The following is a 20,560-nucleotide window of genomic DNA, read 5'->3' on the forward strand; positions in this document are numbered from 1 at the left end:
TACAACCACAGGCGGCCACACAGCTTTAATGCTGGGTTACCGCCAGTGATAGCAGAACAACCTAAGTTAGTGTCCGGAAATACTTGACCACTACACGGTGCGTCGCAACTGTCGGGAAGGTTGTTGCGACGATTTAGGGCTTTCGGTTACTCTGGCTGCATCTTATGTAAGGATCTCTTTATGTATCAGCAGTTTTATCAGCACTTTTTAAAAGCCAATCCTGGTAAACAACATTTTGCCTGCCATTCGCACCACTATTGGCCTGATGTCACCCGAGGTGCCACTTTGGCTTATTGGGATGACAGTGCTTGTTTAGTGGACGACAAATGGGAGCTGGTGTTTGGTGAAAAAGTACCTGCAGTACAGCGGCATATAGCCCGTATTTTAAAGCTGCCTGAGCCAGAGCAAATTGTGTTTGCGCCTAATACCCATGAATTTGTCATGCGTTTATTAAGCTGCTTTGACTGGTCCACCCCTCTAACCGTGGTCACCACGGACAGCGAGTTTCACAGCTTTCATCGTCAAATCAATCGTTTATCTGAATTAAATACAGTTAATGTGATTCGGGTACCCACAGAACCTTTTGCTACTTTGCCAGAGCGATTAGAAGCTGCAGTGGCTGCACAGCACACAGATTTAGTATTTTTCAGTCAGGTGTTTTTTAATTCAGGTGTGGGCATCAAAGATTTAACCGCTTTGGTGCAGGCACTGAATAAAGTCACAGACGCTATGATAGTAGTTGATGGTTATCATGGTTTTATGGCGGTGCCAACCGATTTAACTGCTATTGCCCAGCGCATTTTTTATCTGGCCGGCAGTTACAAGTATGCTCAGGGTGGGGAGGGCTGCTGTTTTATGGCCGTGCCACAAAGCAGTGAACACAGACCCATCTACACTGGCTGGTTTGCTGAATTTGGTGAGCTGGCCAATGCCAAACAAGGCCAGGTGCAATACGCTAACAACGGTTATCGCTTCGCCGGTGCCACCATGGATTGTTCTGCTTTGTACCGTGTCTTGGCAGTGTTTGATTTGTATCACCAGCAAGAGATTACAGTAGAAAAGGCACAGGCTTATATTCACAGTCTGCAGCAGGCTTTTCTTCTTCTGTTGGATGAGATGCAACATCCACTGCTGAATCGCCAGCATTTGCTGGATAAACAAAATCAGCACCAAGGCCAGTTTTTAACCTTCCGTTTTGCCGCAGAAGATGTCGCCCGTATTGCTTCAGCATTAAAGCAGCAGGGCATTATGACGGATTACCGGGGGGACAGACTAAGATTTGGATTTGCTTTGTATCACAATGCAGCAGATTACAACTTAAGTTGCCTGAAGGATATTGGCTAAATGGCCGATTACTGGTGGGCCGCTTTAGGGCTGGTGTTGATCATTGAAGGTCTGGGTCCTATGTTTTTTCCGAACAGATGGCGTGCATACCTGCGGAAAATTGCAGATCAACCTACAATACAGATGCAACAGCTGGGTGGGTTTTTGGTGATCGCCGGAGTTTTACTGCTGATTTTCTTTGCGCCATAAGCATTTTTTGCCCCTTTAGTTGTTGAAAAAGAACCAGAAAGAAAATATCTGGTTTTTTTTTCTTAATCGCGCTGAACTTTGGTTGTTAATTTGGTAGAATCCCCGCCTAATTTTTCTCCATGATGTAGGAACCATGGCCAAAAACGTTGTCGTACTCGGAACCCAATGGGGTGACGAAGGAAAAGGAAAAATCGTTGACTTGTTAACTGACAAGGCAAGCTATGTGGTGCGCTATCAAGGCGGCCATAATGCCGGTCATACGTTAGTAATAGACGGTGAAAAAACGGTACTGCATTTGATCCCATCAGGTGTTTTACGTGCAAACGTAAAATGTGTGATTGGTAACGGTGTGGTTTTATCCCCTGAAGCTTTATTAAAAGAGATGGCCATGCTGGAACAGAAAGGTGTTCCGGTGAAAGAGCGTCTGTTGTTGAGCGAAGCTTGTCCGTTAATCCTGCCTTTCCATGTGGCTTTGGATAAAGCGCGCGAAGTAGCACGTGGCGATAAGCCAATTGGTACTACAGGTCGTGGCATTGGTCCAGCCTATGAAGACAAAGTAGCGCGTCGTGGTCTGCGTGTAGGTGACTTGTTTAATCCTGAATTGTTTGCTGAAAAGCTGAGAGTTCTGATGGATTTACACAACTTCACTTTAACTCAGTACTACAAAGTGGATGCGATCGACTTCCAAACCACCTTAGACAACGCTTTAGCTATAGCTGATGTGTTAAAGCCTATGGTCGTAGACGTCACCGATTTACTGGATAAAGCCCGTAAAGCCGGTAAAGAAATCATGTTTGAAGGTGCCCAGGGTACTTTATTAGATATTGACCACGGTACTTACCCATATGTGACTTCGTCTAATACAACTGCTGGTGGTGTAGCTACTGGTGCTGGTTTTGGCCCACGTTACTTAGACTATGTATTAGGTATTGTGAAAGCTTATACCACCCGTGTTGGTTCAGGCCCATTCCCAACAGAACTGGATTGTGAAGTCGGTGAACACTTGGGTGTTAAAGGTCATGAATTTGGCGCTACTACTGGCCGTAAGCGCCGTTGTGGTTGGTTTGATGCTGTTGCGGTAAAACGTGCTGTGCAATTAAACAGTATCTCTGGATTCTGTTTAACCAAACTCGACGTTTTAGATGGCTTAAGTGTCGTCAAAATTTGTATTGGCTATAAAGCGGCTGACGGTTCTATCACTGACGTGCCTCCAATGGCTGCTGAAGGTTATGAAATCGTCACTCCGGTATTTGAAGAAATGCCGGGCTGGACCCAAAGCACTTTTGGTGTACAGAAGCTGGAAGAGTTACCAGTGCAGGCTCGCAACTACATCAGCCGTCTGGAAGAGATCACAGGCGTACCTATTGATATTATTTCAACAGGCCCGGATCGAATTCAGACCATCACTCTGCGTCATCCATTTGCCGTTTAATTAGGGTGAATAGAGAAAAACGCTGCCAGGTGCAGCGTTTTTTTATGCGCCGCCATCCATGGGGCTTACCCTTCGGGCCAGCTAAAGCTGTTAAAAATCGTTCCAGACGATTTTTTATGCGCCTTACCAATCCATGGGGCTTACCCTTCGGGCCAGCTAAAGCTTTCGCTGAAAACGCTGTAGTTGGTTTTTCTCTGTTACAAAAGTGTTGTCATTGGTGTTGTTTATGTTACTGTTTTCTCTGGATAAATAGGGACATAAACACATGAAATTTACTAACCTGGCGTATTTAGCTTTATCGTTTGTATTAATTGGTTGTACTGAATCTGGTTCAGATGAACTTACAGTGATTGGTGGTGAGACTGGGCAGTGCAGCATAGAAAAAGAAAATCAGCTGCTGTTTGATTATCTGCAAGATAAATATTACTGGAATACTCAACTGCCAGCGAGTGTTGATTATAAGGAGTTTGCCACATCCTCTGCGTTACTTGCCGCTGTTGTCGCTCCACAGGATCGTTTTAGCTTTATTACAACCAAACAGGAATATGACGATCGGTATGTGAACGCCACTTATTTTGGTTTTGGTATGTCTTCTGAAACCAGCCAGGACAGACAAAGCCTGCTGGTTAGATATGTATATGACAATAGCCCTTCAGATCAGGCTTTGCTGCAAAGAGGCGATAAAATTGTTGCGATAGACAATAAGAGCGTTGCAGACTGGCTTGCTGAAATCGAAGCAGGACAAGCAAGCTATGAGGATATGCATGGTCCAAATGAGGCAGGTATAGCCCGTACTTATCAATGGCAACAACAAGATGGTAGTTTACGTACTCAGCAGCTTGTCAAAACCAGTGTAAAAACCAATTCTGTATTACATCGGCAGGTGTTTGACAGCGAAAAGGGTAAAGTCGGGTATTTAGTACTCAAAGAATTTGTCCAACCTACAGAGCAGGAGTTAATCACTGCGTTCAGAGATTTTTCTGCTCAATCGGTGCAGGAACTGGTACTGGATTTAAGATACAACGGCGGTGGTTTGATCCAACTGGCAAATCAGTTAGCGTCGCAGCTGGCCTGGAATCAGGTGAAAAACAAAACCTTTTTACAGTATAAGTACAACAGCAAGAATTCAGGCAGCAACAAAACTTTTGATTTTAGCCTTGGCTCTGCTTCTGATCCTCTGAATTTAACCCGGGTTTTTATTCTGACCTCAGCTGCTACTTGTTCTGCCAGTGAGATGTTGATCAATGCTTTGAGTCCTTTTGTTGATGTGGTGAGCATCGGTGCAAAAACCTGTGGTAAACCTTATGGTATGCACTTTGTACAAATTTGCGACAAAGTAGTGACAGCTGTGAATTTTCAGACATTTAATGCGTTAGGCCAGGGCGATTTTTTGGATGGCTTAGCTGTTGAATGTGAAGTTACAGACTTTGTAAACGGCAATTGGGGGGCTTTAACTGATCCTTTACTGGCGGAGGCTATGCAGTATATTCAGAGTAATGAGTGTAGTGCGAACCTGACAGCACAAGGCAAACAGCACAACAAGCTGAGTCAATCGCCTTTGTGGAAGCATGGTAAAGTTGGCACAAACTATTAGATAAGTTGGCCTGTTAGTTGCTACAGTTTTAAAAAGTTATTTAGCAGTATCCGACTGACAAGGTGATAAAGTGGTTTCATTGATCTGGAAAAGAAAATTAGTTCTGACAGGAGCTGCGCTGCTTCTTTGCTCTGTTGGCTCCAAAGCCCAGGAAGTAACAGTAGTGCAGCTTTATACTCAGGATGAATTACTGGACTTAATCAAACAAAATAGTCACTTACAGCGGGTGCAAAAAGACGACTGCCAGTTGGTGAATGATATTCAGGCCAGAGCAGATGTGATGAAAGTGCCAGCCTATCAATTTTTATATGGTGATATGCTGGCCTTTGGTGTTTGTGTTAAAAAAGACGTGGAGAGAGGCTGGGATTTAATGCAACAGGCTGCATCTCAGGGTTTACCTGAAGCTCTGGAGCAAGTGGGGCGTTATTACCACATTGGCCGTTTTGTTCAGCAAGACAACAGCAAAGCTGTGTTATATCTGCGTGAAGCCGCAGGTTTAGGCAACTTAAAAGCGCAAATGCGTTTTGCCCAAATGCTGATCAAAGGCGATGCCAGTCCTTTGGATATGGAAGATTGTTACCGTTGGCTGCATCACTCTGTGATCGCCGACACCAAAACGCACCAAGAGGTGCAACAGCTGTTAGCTCAGTTGGCAAAAAAAATGCCGGGTGCTGCGCTAACGAGGGCCAAAAGGCCATTGTAGTGAAAAATTCACCTGCGACTGCTACACTGCAGGCTGAATTAGTGAAAAAGAGAAAACATGACGGTCAAAGATCCGCATCTTGCGCGTGAGCAAGAAAAATATGAAAACCCCATCCCTAGTCGGGAATTTATCCTCGAACACTTAAAGCAGCGGCAACAACCTGCCTACTTTGAAGAGTTGGCCGCTGAATTAAAGCTGACAGACGATGAAGCGATGTTTGCGCTGAAAAAACGTCTGCGCGCCATGGAACGTGACGGCCAGTTGCTGTTTAACAAAAGCAAACGATATGGCTTGGTCGACGATCTGGATTTGGTGAAAGGTACTGTATTAGGTCACCGTGATGGTTTTGGCTTCTTAAAGCTGGAACAAGGTGGCCCAGACTGGTTTATTCCTAACTTTGAAATGAAACGTCTGCTGCATGGCGACGTGGTGTTGGCATCGAAAAGCGATTTTGCCAGCCGCGACAAAGTAGAAGCCCGTATAGTCCGCATTTTAGAAGCCCGTAATGAACCTATAGTAGGCCGTTACTTTAAAGATTTTGCATTAGGTGTTGTGGTACCGGACGATCCACGTCTGAGCCAGGACATAGTGATACCACCAGGTGAAGAAGGCGCAGCGCGTCATGGTCAGGTGGTGTTGGTTGAAATCAGCCAGCGCCCAAGCAAAAGAGTGAATGCAGTAGGTAAAGTCATTGAAGTGCTGGGTGAACATATGGCGCCTGGTATGGAAATCGAAATTGCTATTCGTAACCATCAGATCCCCCACGAGTTTTCTAAAGCTGTTGAACAGCAAGTGGCGGGTTATGGCACTGAAGTACCAGTAGAAGCCAAAGCTGGCCGTGTTGATTTGACCCAATTGGGTTTAATCACCATAGATGGTGAAGATGCCCGTGACTTTGATGATGCAGTGTACTGTGAGCGCAAAGCCGATGGCGGCTGGCATTTATGGGTCGCTATAGCGGACGTTAGTGCTTATGTAATGCCTGATACGCCTTTAGATAAAGAAGCGCTGGAACGTGGTAACTCGGTGTATTTCCCGGATCACGTAGTACCTATGCTGCCTGAAGTGTTATCCAACGGTTTATGTTCACTGAATCCGCATACAGACCGGCTTTGTTTTGTGGCTGAAATGCATATCAGCAAACAAGGCAAACTGGATGGCTATCAGTTTTATGAAGCTGTGATGCATTCCAGTGCGCGTCTGACCTATAACAAAGTACACGCCATTTTAGAAGGCGATCCTAAGTTACGTCAGCAATATGAAGCCAATTTAACCAATATCGATAACCTGTTTTCGCTGTACAAACAAATGGCGAAAGTACGGGCCGAACGGGGGGCTATTGAATTTGAAACGGTCGAAACCCGTTTTATCTTTAACAGCCATCGTAAAATTGAACAGATAGTGCCAATTCACCGGAACGAAGCGCATAAGATCATTGAAGAATGTATGATTTTAGCCAACGTGTCGGCCGCTAAGCTGATTGAAAAACATGAAGCTTTTGCCTTGTTCCGTGTGCATGAACGCCCGGATGCGGATCGTTTTGCCAACTTCAGACGTTTCCTTGCTGAATTAGGTATTGAAGCCAATCTGCCGGTGGAGCCAACACCTCTGGATCTGATGCTGACTTTGCAAAAACTGCAGGACAGACCGGATAAAGAGCTGATTGAAACCACTATGCTGCGCTCAATGAAGCAGGCTGTGTATCAGGGCGACAATCTGGGCCACTTCGGTCTGGCGTTAGAAGCTTATGCACACTTTACTTCACCTATTCGTCGTTATCCGGATCTGGTATTGCACCGTGCTATTAAAGCTATTTTGCAAACTCAGGGCCAGAAAGTGACAGGGCCTAAAGGCTACACTGAAAAACAAATTCATCCTTTGGGTGAACAATGTTCGATGACAGAGCGCCGTGCTGACGATGCAACCCGTGAAGTAGCAGACTGGCTGAAATGTGAGTATATGCAGGATCACATTGGCGACAGCTTCAAAGGTGTGGTGTCTACCGTCACTAACTTTGGTTTGTTTGTCCGAATTAGCGACTTGTATATCGAAGGTTTGGTACATGTCACCTCGTTGCAAAACGACTATTACCACTTTGATACCGAACGTCAGGTGCTCAAAGGTGAGCATAGCAATGTGCAATACCGTATGGGCGATCTGATTGAAGTCAAAGTGCTGGCGGTAAATCTGGAAGCTCGCAAAATTGATTTAGGCATAGTGGGCATGGAAAAACGCACAACCTCGAATCGCAAAGTCAGCGCCAGTAAAAAAGCGGCCATGACACCTGCGGAAGAAAAGGCGTCTATGCGCAAAAAAGGTGCTCGTAAAGCCGGCGTTGAGCAAACTGCTCCAGGCAAAGCAGGGAAAAAGCCTGCAGCGAAAAAGCCAGCGGGTAGCAAGCCAGCGGCCAAAAGCTCGGTAACAAAAGGTCCTGCAGCTAAAAGCCCTGCTGGTCCACGTCCTGGCAAAGCACCGCGTAAACGTAAGTAGCAAAAGCAATAGGCTGGTGTTTTTGCTACACTAGCCGACAGTTAAACTGAGCCCGGTGTTGCCGGGCTCGGTCATTTTTAAAGAGGTTGCGATGAGCGCAGATTTTGTATTTGGTATTCATGCGGTAAGTGCGTTATTTGAACGTGCGCCGGAAGATGTTCTTGAACTTTTTATCTTAAAAGACAAAGACGATCAGCGTTTACAGCCGTTGCTGAAATTCGCCCGTGATTTTGGCGTGTCGGTGCAGTACTGCAACCGCAGAGCTTTGGATGAAAAGGTCAATGGCGCGCAGCATCAGGGCGTGGTGGCAAGAGCCCGCGCTCAGCAATCAGGCAATGAGCAGGATTTAGCCCGTATTATCGCCGAGCAATCCAGTCCTTTTATTCTGATTTTAGATGGCATTACCGACCCGCATAACTTAGGTGCTATTTTACGTAGTGCCGACGCTGCCGGTGTGCATGCAGTGGTTGCAGCAAAAGACCGCTCAGTCAAAGTCACGCCAGTGGTGCGTAAAGTCGCTTGTGGTGCTGCAGAAGTGGTGCCTTTTATTACGGTGACGAACTTAGCCCGCACTATTCGCGAGTTAAAAGACGCTGGTATTTGGGTGGTGGGTGCTGCAGGTGAAACTGATACCACTATTTATCAAACGAAGCTGAATGGTCCTCTGGCAATAGCTTTAGGCGCTGAAGGGGATGGTTTACGTCGTCTGACCCGCGAGTTATGTGATTCGCTGATGAAGATCCCAATGTTTGGTTCTGTATCGAGCTTAAACGTATCGGTAGCGACTGGTATCTGCTTATTTGAAGCTGTGCGTCAGCGCCAGTAATCCGGTTATGGGGTCAGCCTTGTGGCCAGACCCCAAGCCTTCTAGCCCTTACTAAGCAGGGCTGGATCCAATAACTTTTCTAACTCTGCTCTGCTGTAACTGGTTTGCTCCACTGCCACATCAATGACAGGCCGCTTTTCTTTATAAGCCTGTTTAGCAATTTCTGCGGCTTTTAAATAGCCAATCAATGGATTGAGTGCTGTGACCAGAATAGGGTTACGCGATAACGCCTCGTTTATCTTGTCTGTTTGCACTGTAAAAGCTGCTATGGCTTTTTCACCTAAAGCAGAGCTTGCCGAACTTAACAGCTCCAGGCTTTGCAAGATGTTATGGGCTATCACGGGCAACATCACATTCAGCTCAAAGTTGCCAGACTGGCCAGCCACTGTAATAGTGCTGTCGTTGCCTATCACTTGAGCGGACACCATGGCCACAGCCTCAGGGATCACTGGATTGACCTTACCCGGCATAATGGAAGAACCAGGCTGCAAAGCAGGCAAAGCAATTTCGCCTAAACCTGCCAGCGGGCCAGAGTTCATCCAACGCAAGTCATTGGCTATTTTCATTAACGCCACAGCCAGTACTTTGGTCGCACCTGATAAAGCCACAATAGAATCCTGGCTGCCTAAACTTAAAAAGAAATTAGAGCTGGGTTTGAATGTTAAACCTGTCTGCTGGCTTAACTTCTGACAAAACAAGGTCGCGAAATCCGGATGAGCATTAATACCTGTACCCACTGCTGTGCCGCCCTGAGCCAAGGCCAATACCTGTAGCTGTACAAACTCCAGTTGCTGCCGTGCATGAGCAATTTGCGCCTGCCAGCCGGATAACACCTGAGCAAAAGTCACAGGCATCGCATCCATTAAATGAGTGCGGCCTGTTTTTACTATATGACCAACTTCCACAACTTTAGTGGCTATCACCCCTTCCAGCCTGGTGAGTGTTTCAATCAACTGGTGATTAGCGAGGGCTGCACTTAAATGAATAGCTGTTGGGATCACATCATTACTGCTTTGACCCAGATTAATGTGATCGTTAGGGCTGATGTTAAGGCCTGAACTTTTGCTGGCTAAAGTCGCCAGCACTTCATTGACGTTCATATTGGTGCTGGTGCCAGAGCCGGTCTGAAACAAGTCGATAGGGTAGTGCGCCATATCCAGTTCAAGCAGTTGTTGCTCTGCAGCAGAACTAATGGCCGAAGCAACATCAGGCTGCAGTAAGTTCAGCTCAAGATTGGCTTCAGCTGCAGCTTGTTTCACTCTGAGCACTGCTTTAATAAAAGCCGGAGGCATAGTCAAAGTGCTGATTTGAAAGTTATCCAAAGCACGTTGAGTTTGCGCCTGATACAAAGCTTCTGCCGGTAGTTTTACTTCGCCCATACTGTCGCGTTCAGTTCTGAAAGCCATGACTTTATTCCTGTTTGTTTTTTGCTCAGTTGCAAAGGTTATGGGGGCTTTTTGCTTAAATAGCAACAAAGTGCAACCAGACTAAGGCCAGCACTAATAAAAATCTGCTCCGTAGCTTGTTTTAACAGCAAGAAACCCCTAGAATACCGCCCCTTCGACCATCCAGAACGTTCCTTGCCTCTATGCGAGTCTGGTCGAGCTCACCCGAGGCTAACTAACCGTAAGGAGCTACAATGCGTCATTACGAAATCGTGTTTATGGTTCACCCAGATCAAAGTGAACAAGTTCCAGGAATGATCGAGCGTTACACTGGCGCGATCAAAGAAGCTGGTGGTTCAATTCACCGCTTAGAAGACTGGGGCCGTCGTCAATTAGCTTATCCAATCGAAAAGCTGCACAAAGCTCACTATGTTCTGATGAACGTAGAAGCGCCACAGGCAGTAATTGACGAGCTGGAAACTAACTTCCGCTTCAACGACGCTGTATTGCGTAACCTGATCATGCGCACTAACACTGCCGTGACTGAGCCATCACCAATGGCCAAGGTACGTGACGAACGTCGTGACCGTGCTCCTCGTGATTCAGATGAGCTGGTAGCAAACGACGAGTAATTTGCAGATGGACAATAGCCTGGTTGTGACTGGCACTCTATGCCGTCAGGTCGACCACAGCGAAAGTCCGGCCGGTATTCCTCACAGTTATTTAGTGATTGAGCACCAATCGGTGCAGCAGGAAGCCGGTTTTAACCGTCAGGTTTATGTCAGATTACAAGTAGTCTGTGCAGGAACCGGGTTGACGCAACAAACTCACAATTTGAAACTGGGAAACAAAGTTCGGGTGACAGGTTTTTTAAACCGGCATCAGAGCCGCAGCGGTCAGTCTAAACTGGTGCTGCATGCCCAACAGATTGAAATATTAAGTTAGGAGAAGTTTCATGGCTCGTTATTTCCGTCGCCGTAAATTCTGCCGTTTCTCTGCAGAAGGCGTGATTGAGATCGATTACAAAGATACAGCTACGTTAAAAAATTATGTCACTGAAAGTGGCAAAATTGTCCCAAGCCGTATCACTGGTACCAGCGCTAAGTATCAACGTCAATTAGCACGCGCTATCAAACGCGCACGCTACCTGGCCTTGTTACCATACAGCGATTCACACAGCTAAGCAGCGACTGGTTAAACCGTATACAGAGAGGGTATTACAATGGAAATTATTCTGTTGGACAAAGTTGCTAACCTTGGTGGTTTAGGCGACAACGTAACTGTTAAATCTGGTTATGCTCGTAACTTCTTATTCCCACAGGGAAAAGCAGTTCCAGCGACCAAAGCTAACATCGAAAAATTTGAACAGCGTCGTGCTGAGTTAGAAGCCAAACTGGCTGATACTTTAGCAACTTCTCAAGCTCGCGCTGAGAAGATCGCTGCTCTGGCTGAAGTGACTTTAGCTTCTAAAGCTGGTGACGAAGGCAAATTGTTCGGTTCAGTTGGTACACGTGATATCGCTGATGCTATCACTGCTGCAGGTGTTGCAGTAACGAAAGCTGAAGTGAAGTTACCTAACGGTACTATCCGTGAAACTGGCGAATTCGACATCGCGCTGCAGTTACACGCAGAAGTAACAACTACTATCAAAGTAGTAGTGGTTGCTGAGGCTTAATAAGCCTTTTGGGCACACAAATTTGTGTGCCCAATCCTTCCCCTGTTTTACCTTGGTTTTACGTTAAAAAAATTCCGCTTTACTGATTTTTCCAAACCTTCATACATGCTTTAATGGTAGGCTATCGCTCCCATGCAGGTGCTGTATTCAAGCTATATAAACCTGTTGCACAATTTCTAGAACTTCTGGTGTTATGGACAATAAGCAAAGAGATAAACAAGTCGCTGCGGTAAAAATGCCGCCACATTCCATTGAAGCTGAGCAATCCGTTTTGGGTGGCTTAATGCTGGACAATGACGCCTGGGACAAAGTCTCAGAAAAAGTGGTGGAGCAGGACTTCTATTTACGTTCACACCGTTTTATTTTTTCTGCCATGTCGCGGGTAGCTGAAGCCAACCAGCCTATCGACTTAATTACAGTGTCTGAAACCTTAGAGCGTAGTCAGCAATTAGCCGACGTCGGTGGTTTTGCGTATTTAGGCGAAATTGCCAAAAACACGCCGAGTGCGGCCAATATTCTGGCCTATGCCGACATAGTGCGAGAGCGCGCAGTGGTGCGGGATATGATTTCGGTTGCGCACGACATTGCAGATGCAGGTTACGACCCACAAGGCCGCAACAGTGCCGAGCTGCTGGACTTTGCAGAAACCAAAGTCTTTAAAATTGCCGAACAGCGGGCTAACTCCAATGAAGGCCCTGAGCCTATCAACAGTATTTTGTCGAAAACCATAGATAAAATAGACGAGCTGTTCCGTAACCCAAGCGCTGGTGGTTTAACTGGGGTCTCTACGGGTTATATGGATCTGGATAAAATGACCAACGGTATGCAGCCGTCGGATCTGATCATAGTGGCGGCTCGCCCTTCTATGGGTAAAACCACTTTTGCGATGAACCTGTGTGAACACGCCGCTATTACCAGCGACAAACCCGTGCTTATTTTCAGTTTAGAGATGCCGTCCGAACAAATTATGATGAGGATGCTGGCGTCTTTAGGCCGTATTGATCAAACCAAGGTGCGGACAGGCCAGCTGGATGATGAAGATTGGGCGCGTTTATCCTCTGCCATCGAACTTCTGAACAGCAAAGGCAAAATGTATATCGATGACGCCTCAGGATTAACACCTACTGAAGTGCGTTCCCGTGCCCGTCGTGTAGCGCGTGAACATGGTGGCCTTAGCATGATCATGGTCGACTACCTGCAGCTGATGACAGTACCGGGTTTATCGGAAAACCGTACTTTAGAAATCGCCGAAATTTCACGTTCACTCAAAGCTTTAGCCAAAGAGTTAAAAGTGCCGGTCGTTGCCTTATCTCAGCTTAACCGTAGTTTGGAACAACGGGCCGACAAGCGCCCGGTGAACTCTGACTTAAGGGAATCCGGTTCAATTGAACAGGATGCCGACTTAATTATGTTTATCTACAGGGATGAGGTTTATCACGATGACAGCCCGGATAAAGGTACGGCCGAGGTTATCATAGGTAAACAACGTAACGGCCCTATAGGTCGTATTCGCCTAACCTTCCATGGCCGCTATTCACGTTTTGACAACTACGCAGGTTCTGCCCGTTTTGAGGACGAGTATTAATGAGTCGTCGTCCACAGGCCCGCATTGATTTAGCGGCCTTATTGCATAATTTACAACAAGTGCGTGCCGCTGCTCCAAACAGCAAAGTGCTGGCGGTATTAAAAGCCAATGCCTATGGCCACGGTTTATTGAAAGTGGCGGAGCAACTAAAAGACGCCAGTGCTTTTGGTGTGGCCCGTATTGATGAAGCTTTGATGTTGCGCGCTGGTGGCATAGTCAAACCTATAGTGCTGCTGGAAGGTTTTTTTCATGCTGACGAATTGCCTCAGATAGTTGCCAGTAACCTACAGGTAGTGGTGCATCATCCAAGTCAGGTGGAGGCTTTAGTTGCAGCTCAACTGGATTCCCCAATCCATGTCTGGCTGAAAATGGACAGTGGTATGCACCGTTTAGGTTTATTGCCACAAGAGTTTCTGCAGGCCTATCAGCAGTTGTGCCAAAGTCCTAATGTAATTCAGCCTATGCGGCTAATGACTCATTTTGCCAGCGCCGATGAACTGACGGTTGATAGCACCCAACAGCAAATCGATCTCTTTATGAAAACGGTTGAAGGTTTGGCAGGCGAGCATTGTCTGGCAAATTCTGCCGGTACTCTTGCCTGGGCACAAAGCCATGGCCATTGGATCCGCCCTGGTTTAGCTTTATACGGCGTTTCGCCGATGGAGCGAGGCAGAGCAGAACAACACCAGTTAAAAGCAGTGATGAGCTTTAGCAGCAGCGTTATTGCAGTGCGTGACATAAAGCAAGGCGACAAAGTAGGGTACGGCGGTACCTGGACTGCGCCAACTGATACCCGCCTGGCTATAGTGGCTGTGGGTTATGGCGATGGTTATCCAAGAGCGGCCGGCAATGGTTGCCCTGTGCTGATTAAAGGCAAACGTTATCCTATAGTGGGTCGTGTTTCTATGGATATGACCACAGTGGATATTGGCAAAGCCGATGTGCAGATTGGTGATGAAGTGCTGTTATGGGGTGCTGATTTGCCAGTTGAAGAAATTGCAGAGCAGGCGCAGACTATTCCTTATGAGTTACTGTGTAATATCACCAGCAGGGTCGAGTTCAGATATATGAATGCTGAACAGCCAAAAGCCGACTGAAGTCGGCTTTTTTGTAGGTGCAGCTCAAATTATTCGTCGAAGCTGACTTCAATAAAAACTTTGCCGAAGTCTGAATCAAATGGCATCAAAATTTTAGCACCAGTGGTTTTATGAGTAATGGTGTGGCCTTTGCCTGATACGACAACAGGGGTCGCCATACTGAATTCGTGGCCTTTTTCACCTAAAATACGCTTAGCACCACCTGTCACCATATTAGTGATTTCACCCACCATATCAGTCACATCAGCATTAATGCAGTCAGGCTTTTCGCCTAACATTCTGGACATGATTTCAAGCGCTAAGGATTCTTCAAAAGTGACTGAAAACGACCCTTTTGTGGTAGGGCCTATCATACCAATCAAACCTGATACTTCGCCGCGAGCCTGCTCGTCTTTCTTCAATCGTGGCTGCCCTGGCACAATTTTAGTATTGGCCATGGTACCTAACACATTGACTAACGAAGAGAGAAACGGATTTACATACTCAACATTCATTTAATTAGCCTGTTCGGAGTCTGGACCTGAGTGCATTGCCAACTTCAAGATTAGGTGGCTATGTCGTATAACACAAGTCTAGCTTATTGTTTTGGTATGATTTTTTCTAAAATCTTTACAATTTTATTCGGTTCTGGTCACTAAAATAGCCACTGAGGTAGCAAGGCGTCAAGCGGATTCAGTCGATTGACGCTTTTTTAAGGCAGCTTTGGCAACTTCCGTGAGCTTCTACAGTTTGTCGTTGAATTAAAAAGCCTTTTTCTGAGGCTAATTTTACGAACTCTTGCTGTAATGGGGATGAATGTAATTCCTCCACATGGCCACATTGATCACAGATCAGCAACTGCGCCGGATGATGTTGCTCAAAGTGGTGGCAGAGCAAAAATGCATTGGTCGATTCAATTTTATGAATAAAACCCTGTTCGGTCAGAAAATCCAAAGCACGGTAAATAGTGGCAGGTTTAGCTGCTGGTTCACTGGCTTTTAATTGTTCCAGTAATTCATAGGCACCAATACCACCGTGAGTTTGCGCTAATAAACGAAACACTTTTTCACGAATGCTGGTAAAGCGGGCGCCATTGACATCACAAATATGGCGGGCTCTGGTGACCAAAGATTCAATCGACATAAGGTAGCTTACTCCGGTAGCAATGGCGGCAGTTTATCACAGAAGTTTGTCTGCTCCAGCCTTTGAATTGGTAATTCCTTATACAAAACAAAAGTTAAGTTTTACTGCAGTTGTGATGGTTCAGTTGCCATCTACAAGCCTGCAAACTGAAAAGCTTCGGCTGGCCTGAATTGTGAAACCGCATTTCCTGCGTAGGTTTGATGCTCTGACAAGGCAAGTTTACGCACGGGTTGCCCCTGTTGCAGGTCAGCTTGTTTCAGGTCAACCCAGAAGGTATTCGGTGTTAATACAGTCTCAAAGTAGTAACGTAGTGCCTTGTGATCAGAAACAGAACGCCAGCGGGTAGATGAAATATTGGGCTCAGTGGGTGATGAAATGCCAAAGGGCACTGAAGCATTACGGATCACACTGAACAGGCTGGCTACCGCAATCCAGGGATCACTGGTCTGAGGTGTTGCTTGCAGGTAAAACGAGGCTCTGACAAAACGGTCTGCTGCTCTGTTTGTGCCCGGTAGCATAGTGGTGCCACCTAATTCACGCCAGTATTCGTTAATTGCCAGCTGTTTTTCAAATACGGGGGAGTTGGTCATCACGGTATAAGACGGATCGTGATGGATCACCAGCTTTCCATTGATATACTCAAACACCGCATTGTCACCTGAAGAGTCGGATAAAGATAAGTGTAAGGTGGCTAAACGGTCAGTTCCGGGAATATTTGCAGAGACAACAACAAAAGGTTCGCTCTGCATGGCCGCTACAGCTTCAGACACTGTCGCAAAATTATCCAGCATATACTGTACCCAGGCAGCAATACTCAAACCGGGTTGACTGCCGTCATAGTCGGCATACCGTGACTCCACTAACCACAGCAGATTAGCGACCAGGCCTTTTTCGTTCAAACCATCAGTGCTTGAAATGTCAAAGGCACTGGCGACCACGCTGCCATATCGCGAGGTCCAGCGTACTGAGTTAGGGCCAACTTCTCCCTGACGTTGCATACCTCGCGGAAATAGCCAAAGATTCACAGGGATTTCATCACGCCAATCCATTGAGCGGGCAGTGAGCACCAGTTGCTCAGGACCTTTATAAACAGCTCTGGTACAGGCTTCTGCTGTTGAGATCAGGCTCAGGGTACAAATCAATGTAAAGATAAACACCAGAAAGTTACGCATACAAGCTCCTTTGTTTTAGTTTTTCATCTTACAAATCTGTCATTTTGTCAGGCTCCAGCAACTGACTGTAGCTGCATTTCTATTTTAGTCACATAGTGCAGCAAGGCTAAAAATCAGTATAGCCAGAAGCATTGCACTGAAAAGTCTTGCCTTCTGGTGTATACTCGCGCGATTTTTCTACACTCAGGGCTCTGAGCTATAGAAAGCAGCAGATTAACCAGATGGCAGCCGTTTTATGACTAGTTCAACTACTTCCCCTTCAAAGCCTGTGATCATGGATCACCGTTTCTCCATAGCCCCTATGCTGGATTGGACGGATAAACATTGTCGTTATTTTCACCGTTTATTGTCTGAACATGCGGTGCTCTATACCGAAATGGTGACCACTGGGGCCATTATTTATGGGCAGGGGGATTATCTTGGTTTTAATGACGAAGAACATCCGGTCGTAGTTCAGCTGGGTGGCTCAGACCCTAAAGATATGGCGCATAGCGCTAAGCTTTGTCAGGAAAAGGGCTACGACGCTATTAATATCAATGTAGGTTGCCCTTCGGACAGAGTACAAAACGGTATGTTTGGCGCTTGCCTGATGGCCAGACCTGAATTAGTAGCCGCCTGTATTCATGAAATGCGTTCTGTAGTGGATATTCCTGTCACGGTAAAAAGCCGCATTGGTATTGATGATCACGACAGCTATCAGTTTTTGGTGGATTTTGTCGGCACTATTGCAGAGTCTGGCTGTAACCAGTTTATTGTGCATGCCCGTAAAGCCTGGCTGAGTGGACTAAGCCCAAAAGAAAACCGTGAAATTCCGCCACTGGATTATGAACGGGTGTATCAACTGAAAAAAGATTTCCCACATTTAGATATCTCCATCAATGGTGGTGTTAAAACACTGGCTGAATGTTTAACCCATTTACAGCATGTGGATGGAGTGATGGTAGGCCGCGAAGCCTACAGTAATCCTTTGATGCTGGCACAAATTGATGCTGCTATTTATAACAATCCACGAGCTGTACCAACACCCCATCAGATGGTGGAGTTAATGTTGCCTTATATTGAACGTCAGATGACGCAAGGTGCCCGATTCTGGCATATAGCACGCCATATGCTGGGGCTGTTTCAGGGTGTACCAGGCGCCCGTTTATGGCGGCGACATTTAAGTGAAATAGGCCATCTGCCGACCAGTGGTCCACAAGTGATGTTGGATGCGCTGAAAAAGGTGCCACAGCTTTAACCTTGAAAACAAAAAAGTGGTGAATTTCACCACTTTTTTGTTTTATGTCTTTTTCTTTGGTTTTGAAAAATCCGTTTATTCTTAATTAAGTTATTTATTATCAATGACTTAAGAAATATTTTCAGTATGGCACGCACCTTGAAATAGAGATAGTGAACTTCATTACTCATTAAGGAGCACGACCATGAAAACACTAGCTACGTTAGTCCTGATTACCTCTGCAGCTTTTGCTGTTACCCCTGCAGCACATGCCAATGAGCTGAGCTTACCTTCAATCAATACACAAGCGATCAGCAATTTTGCTACAGAATTGATGAGCCAGCAAATGACTGAATTAAAAGCGGCCATTGCTGAACAAAGCAAAAAAGCTCTGGCTGAACTGGAAGCAACTTTAGTCACCAGCACTGAAACTGATAAACAAACAGTTGTTGCGGCAGCTAAGGTGAACTAAGGATGCTGAGCTTAACGTTAGGCTTGTTGGGGCTGTTTTTATTGCCCGTCGTTAGTGTTGGCCTGGTATCTGTGATCTGGCATTGGTTATTACCCCCGTTCGATATTCCTGCTTCAACCCGGTTTTAAGTAGTACCGGGTTTTGTTTTTTTAAGTCCTTTTCCATGGCTAAGCTCGTTTCTCTGGCTCCTTTTACGCCCCTAATTTTCTGATCTCTCTTTAGTGCCAGCCGGTTGCATCTGCATGCCTGAACTTGATTGAAATCACCTTGTTTTAAAATAACTAAAAAATAGTTAAAAACGCTATTTTTGTGTTTTGAATAAAATTCGAGCTATAACCTTATTTTGTTTTTCCATGAAAATAATTAATTAAAACAGTGGCTTATGTTTTATTTTTAAGTTGGCATAACAGCTGCATTGTATAGATATCAACAGATGAACTGATGATGAATTAAACCACTAATGAAAATTGAGGAGAGTCAAAATGGAAATAGCAGCACTGATGGTTGTATTAGCCTGGTTCGGTATTGTTGGCAGCTGGGCTGCAGACGAAGTCTGAATAACTAAGCGCTGATGGGTATCAGCAAAATCACAAAAACATAAACAAAGGTAAGGAGAGTCAAAATGGAAATAGCAGCACTGATGGTTGTATTAGCATGGTTTGGCATTGTAGGCAGCTGGGCTGTGGACGAAGTCTGAACAGACAGAGGTTAAGGAGAAGCAGAACATGTCACTGATTATTATCAATATTGTCGTGGTCTGGGCTTTAGCTGGTTTGCTCTGGTTGTTAGACAGAGCGGTTTATAACAAGGTTGGAGAGTAAGCATATGAGCTTAGAAAAAGATAAAAGTGCCTGGTTTGTGAATAAGGCTAAACGTAAAATTTCAGGTGTTTGTGCAGGTTTTGCCGCTTTTTATGATCAGCCAATCTGGTTAGTACGTGCAGTTGTAGTATTGCTGGCGCTGTGTTTTCCGGTTGCTGTAGTGGTTGCTTATATCGCCGCTGCGTTAATACTGCCAGAACGTTGGGTGTATTAAGATGAGTTCGCAAAAACAGGCGGCCTGGTGGGCAGGTCGCCTGTAGAGATGGTAAGTTGTTATAAAATTATATGTTCTTCCGCGCCGTTAAGCGCACCCATTCTTCTTTGACCGCTACAGGGTCAAACTCAAATTCTGCGGCATAAGCATCGATCACCGACTGAGCCTGACTTTCCAGAATACCGGACAGCGCCAGCAGGCCACCTGGTTTGACATAAGCACTGATAATGTTGCTCAATTGTGCAAGCGGGCCGGCCAGAATATTGGCCACTACTACATCGGCTTCTAATGAAGCAGGTTGATCCTTGGGCAAATAGAGCTCAATCTGTTGCTCCACGCCGTTACGGGTGGCATTAGCGAGGCTGGATTCAATAGCTTGTGGGTCAATGTCGATACCAACAACACGTTTAGCACCCAGCTTTAAGGCAGCGATACCTAAAATACCTGAGCCGCAGCCAAAATCGACCACTAAGCTTTGTGACAATTCCTGTGCATCCAGCCATTCCATACAAAGCGCTGTGGTTGGGTGAGTACCGGTACCAAAAGCTAAGCCCGGGTCGAGCATCACGTTCACTGCCGTTGGATCCGGAATATCGCGCCAGCTTGGACAAACCCATAATCTTTGACCAAAGCGAATAGGGTGGAAGTTATCCATCCATTCCCGTTCCCAGTCTTTGTCTTCCAGTTGTTCCAGCTTGTACTGCACCCCATTTTTAAACATGGCGGCTTTTTCCAACTGACGAACCACTTTGTCCATTTTATGTTCAGCGTCAAACAAACCCACCACCACAGTGTTTTCCCAATACAAGACTTCACCCGGCAGAGGTTCGTAAATAGGGGTGTCTTTGGCGTCAACAAAACTGACAGCTTGCGCGCCCCAGCTCATCAGCATATCGCTGACCTGCTCGGCTTGTTTTTCAGTGCTGTTTACGCGTAATTGGATCCACGGCATGGCTTTGCTCTTCACTTTCTGGAAATGGGCGCGAATTGTAGCAGTTTGGCGGCTTAAAATCAGCGCTTAGGTGGTGCAAAAACAAAAGCCACCGCGAAGGTGGCTCTGTAGGGGCTGGGCTTGTCCCCGCCCGTCTCATGTTCAAACCCATGTGGGGCTAGAGCATGAATTCAACAACACTGCAGCTTCAAGTACGCCGGCAAGACCAATACCCAAAGTAATTGATGTTGCAGCCAGGCGACAAGAGCTTGAGACCCCAGGAGCATAGTTG

22 protein-coding genes are annotated in these 20,560 nt (G+C 46.1%); 17 read left to right on the plus strand and 5 right to left on the minus strand.

The genetic code is table 11. The annotated features are described in order from the left end of the window. Positions 1-180: 180 nt before the first annotated feature. The 7 genes from J2W69_RS06500 to rlmB all read left to right on the plus strand — a co-directional run bounded on the left by J2W69_RS06500 (position 181) and on the right by rlmB (position 8,578). Positions 181-1,344, plus strand: coding sequence for an aminotransferase class V-fold PLP-dependent enzyme (locus J2W69_RS06500; RefSeq protein ID WP_310275785.1), 1,164 nt, complete (start codon positions 181-183; stop codon positions 1,342-1,344). Continuing rightward, entirely contained in the window at positions 1,345-1,533 is a 189-nt protein-coding gene (locus J2W69_RS06505; protein ID WP_127685139.1) for a DUF2065 domain-containing protein, read from the plus strand. A 133-nt stretch (positions 1,534-1,666) separates the two neighbouring features. After that, positions 1,667-2,965: an adenylosuccinate synthase gene (locus tag J2W69_RS06510; protein ID WP_310275788.1), complete on the plus strand. Its 1,299-nt coding sequence runs from the start codon at positions 1,667-1,669 to the stop codon at positions 2,963-2,965. 265 nt (positions 2,966-3,230) lie between these two features. Continuing rightward, the gene (locus J2W69_RS06515) at positions 3,231-4,559 is read left to right on the plus strand and encodes a S41 family peptidase (protein ID WP_310275790.1); all 1,329 of its coding nucleotides are present in this window, start codon (positions 3,231-3,233) and stop codon (positions 4,557-4,559) included. Between the two features lie 70 nt (positions 4,560-4,629). After that, positions 4,630-5,262, plus strand: a complete 633-nt coding sequence (locus tag J2W69_RS06520) for a tetratricopeptide repeat protein (protein ID WP_310275792.1) — start codon at positions 4,630-4,632, stop codon at positions 5,260-5,262. A gap of 57 nt (positions 5,263-5,319) precedes the next feature. After that, on the plus strand, positions 5,320-7,752 hold the full coding sequence (rnr, locus tag J2W69_RS06525; protein ID WP_310275794.1) for a ribonuclease R: 2,433 nt from the start codon (positions 5,320-5,322) through the stop codon (positions 7,750-7,752). A 91-nt stretch (positions 7,753-7,843) separates the two neighbouring features. Then, positions 7,844-8,578: a 23S rRNA (guanosine(2251)-2'-O)-methyltransferase RlmB gene (rlmB, locus tag J2W69_RS06530; protein WP_127685143.1), complete on the plus strand. Its 735-nt coding sequence runs from the start codon at positions 7,844-7,846 to the stop codon at positions 8,576-8,578. Positions 8,579-8,619: 41 nt separating this feature from the next. Here the strand turns inward: rlmB and J2W69_RS06535 are convergent, their stop codons facing one another. Beyond that, positions 8,620-9,984 carry a class II fumarate hydratase gene (locus J2W69_RS06535; protein WP_310275797.1) on the minus strand — a complete coding sequence of 455 codons (1,365 nt, stop codon included), beginning with the start codon at positions 9,982-9,984 and terminating at the stop codon, positions 8,620-8,622. A gap of 233 nt (positions 9,985-10,217) precedes the next feature. On the opposite strand from J2W69_RS06535, the gene rpsF reads away from it, so the two are divergent. The 6 genes from rpsF (at position 10,218) to alr (ending at position 14,320) form a co-directional block, all read left to right on the plus strand. Then, positions 10,218-10,595, plus strand: coding sequence for a 30S ribosomal protein S6 (gene rpsF / locus J2W69_RS06540; RefSeq protein ID WP_008899550.1), 378 nt, complete (start codon positions 10,218-10,220; stop codon positions 10,593-10,595). 7 nt (positions 10,596-10,602) lie between these two features. Beyond that, complete coding sequence (gene priB / locus J2W69_RS06545) at positions 10,603-10,908, plus strand: primosomal replication protein N (RefSeq protein ID WP_310275800.1); 306 nt, start codon at positions 10,603-10,605, stop codon at positions 10,906-10,908. 10 nt (positions 10,909-10,918) lie between these two features. Continuing rightward, positions 10,919-11,146 (plus strand): 30S ribosomal protein S18, encoded by a 228-nt coding sequence (gene rpsR / locus J2W69_RS06550; protein WP_008899548.1) that lies wholly within the window; start codon positions 10,919-10,921, stop codon positions 11,144-11,146. Positions 11,147-11,185: 39 nt separating this feature from the next. Further along, entirely contained in the window at positions 11,186-11,638 is a 453-nt protein-coding gene (rplI, locus tag J2W69_RS06555) for a 50S ribosomal protein L9 (RefSeq protein WP_310275804.1), read from the plus strand. Between the two features lie 193 nt (positions 11,639-11,831). Beyond that, positions 11,832-13,223, plus strand: a complete 1,392-nt coding sequence (gene dnaB, locus J2W69_RS06560) for a replicative DNA helicase (protein ID WP_127685147.1) — start codon at positions 11,832-11,834, stop codon at positions 13,221-13,223. Next, positions 13,223-14,320, plus strand: a complete 1,098-nt coding sequence (alr, locus tag J2W69_RS06565; protein ID WP_310275807.1) for an alanine racemase — start codon at positions 13,223-13,225, stop codon at positions 14,318-14,320. Before dnaB ends, alr begins: the two co-directional genes overlap by 1 nt. A gap of 29 nt (positions 14,321-14,349) precedes the next feature. On the opposite strand, the gene J2W69_RS06570 is transcribed toward alr, so the two are convergent. The 3 genes from J2W69_RS06570 to J2W69_RS06580 all read right to left on the minus strand — a co-directional run bounded on the left by J2W69_RS06570 (position 14,350) and on the right by J2W69_RS06580 (position 16,614). After that, on the minus strand, positions 14,350-14,814 hold the full coding sequence (locus J2W69_RS06570; protein ID WP_310275809.1) for a chemotaxis protein CheX: 465 nt from the start codon (positions 14,812-14,814) through the stop codon (positions 14,350-14,352). Between the two features lie 178 nt (positions 14,815-14,992). Beyond that, on the minus strand, positions 14,993-15,442 hold the full coding sequence (locus tag J2W69_RS06575) for a transcriptional repressor (RefSeq protein ID WP_008899543.1): 450 nt from the start codon (positions 15,440-15,442) through the stop codon (positions 14,993-14,995). Between the two features lie 131 nt (positions 15,443-15,573). Beyond that, positions 15,574-16,614 carry a linear amide C-N hydrolase gene (locus J2W69_RS06580; protein ID WP_310275811.1) on the minus strand — a complete coding sequence of 347 codons (1,041 nt, stop codon included), beginning with the start codon at positions 16,612-16,614 and terminating at the stop codon, positions 15,574-15,576. 235 nt (positions 16,615-16,849) lie between these two features. Between J2W69_RS06580 and dusA the strand changes: the two genes are divergently transcribed. The 4 genes from dusA (at position 16,850) to J2W69_RS06600 (ending at position 19,337) form a co-directional block, all read left to right on the plus strand. Continuing rightward, positions 16,850-17,851, plus strand: coding sequence for a tRNA dihydrouridine(20/20a) synthase DusA (gene dusA, locus J2W69_RS06585; RefSeq protein WP_310275814.1), 1,002 nt, complete (start codon positions 16,850-16,852; stop codon positions 17,849-17,851). Between the two features lie 184 nt (positions 17,852-18,035). Beyond that, a complete protein-coding gene (locus J2W69_RS06590) occupies positions 18,036-18,302 on the plus strand; it encodes a hypothetical protein (RefSeq protein ID WP_310275816.1) in 267 nt (88 codons plus the stop codon). 2 nt (positions 18,303-18,304) lie between these two features. After that, the gene (locus J2W69_RS06595; protein ID WP_272941642.1) at positions 18,305-18,430 is read left to right on the plus strand and encodes a hypothetical protein; all 126 of its coding nucleotides are present in this window, start codon (positions 18,305-18,307) and stop codon (positions 18,428-18,430) included. 697 nt (positions 18,431-19,127) lie between these two features. Next, on the plus strand, positions 19,128-19,337 hold the full coding sequence (locus J2W69_RS06600) for a PspC domain-containing protein (RefSeq protein WP_310275818.1): 210 nt from the start codon (positions 19,128-19,130) through the stop codon (positions 19,335-19,337). A gap of 67 nt (positions 19,338-19,404) precedes the next feature. On the opposite strand, the gene prmA is transcribed toward J2W69_RS06600, so the two are convergent. Then, positions 19,405-20,289 carry a 50S ribosomal protein L11 methyltransferase gene (gene prmA / locus J2W69_RS06605; protein ID WP_310275820.1) on the minus strand — a complete coding sequence of 295 codons (885 nt, stop codon included), beginning with the start codon at positions 20,287-20,289 and terminating at the stop codon, positions 19,405-19,407. Positions 20,290-20,560 lie beyond the last annotated feature (271 nt).

Origin of the sequence: Rheinheimera soli (assembly GCF_031457405.1) — a bacterium.
GTDB lineage: Bacteria > Pseudomonadota > Gammaproteobacteria > Enterobacterales > Alteromonadaceae > Pararheinheimera > Pararheinheimera soli_A.

Excerpts from the sequence above, each read along its gene's own strand:
- J2W69_RS06500 (WP_310275785.1), top strand. The coding sequence starts at position 181 with ATGTATCAGCAGTTTTATCAGCACTTTTTAAAAGCCAATCCTGGTAAA.
- J2W69_RS06505 (WP_127685139.1), top strand. The coding sequence starts at position 1,345 with ATGGCCGATTACTGGTGGGCCGCTTTAGGGCTGGTGTTGATCATTGAA.
- J2W69_RS06510 (WP_310275788.1), top strand. The coding sequence starts at position 1,667 with ATGGCCAAAAACGTTGTCGTACTCGGAACCCAATGGGGTGACGAAGGA.
- J2W69_RS06515 (WP_310275790.1), top strand. The coding sequence starts at position 3,231 with ATGAAATTTACTAACCTGGCGTATTTAGCTTTATCGTTTGTATTAATT.
- rnr (WP_310275794.1), top strand. The coding sequence starts at position 5,320 with ATGACGGTCAAAGATCCGCATCTTGCGCGTGAGCAAGAAAAATATGAA.
- rlmB (WP_127685143.1), top strand. The coding sequence starts at position 7,844 with ATGAGCGCAGATTTTGTATTTGGTATTCATGCGGTAAGTGCGTTATTT.
- J2W69_RS06535 (WP_310275797.1), bottom strand. The coding sequence starts at position 9,984 with ATGGCTTTCAGAACTGAACGCGACAGTATGGGCGAAGTAAAACTACCG.
- rpsF (WP_008899550.1), top strand. The coding sequence starts at position 10,218 with ATGCGTCATTACGAAATCGTGTTTATGGTTCACCCAGATCAAAGTGAA.
- priB (WP_310275800.1), top strand. The coding sequence starts at position 10,603 with ATGGACAATAGCCTGGTTGTGACTGGCACTCTATGCCGTCAGGTCGAC.
- rpsR (WP_008899548.1), top strand. The coding sequence starts at position 10,919 with ATGGCTCGTTATTTCCGTCGCCGTAAATTCTGCCGTTTCTCTGCAGAA.
- rplI (WP_310275804.1), top strand. The coding sequence starts at position 11,186 with ATGGAAATTATTCTGTTGGACAAAGTTGCTAACCTTGGTGGTTTAGGC.
- dnaB (WP_127685147.1), top strand. The coding sequence starts at position 11,832 with ATGGACAATAAGCAAAGAGATAAACAAGTCGCTGCGGTAAAAATGCCG.
- alr (WP_310275807.1), top strand. The coding sequence starts at position 13,223 with ATGAGTCGTCGTCCACAGGCCCGCATTGATTTAGCGGCCTTATTGCAT.
- J2W69_RS06570 (WP_310275809.1), bottom strand. The coding sequence starts at position 14,814 with ATGAATGTTGAGTATGTAAATCCGTTTCTCTCTTCGTTAGTCAATGTG.
- J2W69_RS06575 (WP_008899543.1), bottom strand. The coding sequence starts at position 15,442 with ATGTCGATTGAATCTTTGGTCACCAGAGCCCGCCATATTTGTGATGTC.
- J2W69_RS06580 (WP_310275811.1), bottom strand. The coding sequence starts at position 16,614 with ATGCGTAACTTTCTGGTGTTTATCTTTACATTGATTTGTACCCTGAGC.
- dusA (WP_310275814.1), top strand. The coding sequence starts at position 16,850 with ATGACTAGTTCAACTACTTCCCCTTCAAAGCCTGTGATCATGGATCAC.
- J2W69_RS06590 (WP_310275816.1), top strand. The coding sequence starts at position 18,036 with ATGAAAACACTAGCTACGTTAGTCCTGATTACCTCTGCAGCTTTTGCT.
- J2W69_RS06595 (WP_272941642.1), top strand. The coding sequence starts at position 18,305 with ATGCTGAGCTTAACGTTAGGCTTGTTGGGGCTGTTTTTATTGCCCGTC.
- J2W69_RS06600 (WP_310275818.1), top strand. The coding sequence starts at position 19,128 with ATGAGCTTAGAAAAAGATAAAAGTGCCTGGTTTGTGAATAAGGCTAAA.
- prmA (WP_310275820.1), bottom strand. The coding sequence starts at position 20,289 with ATGCCGTGGATCCAATTACGCGTAAACAGCACTGAAAAACAAGCCGAG.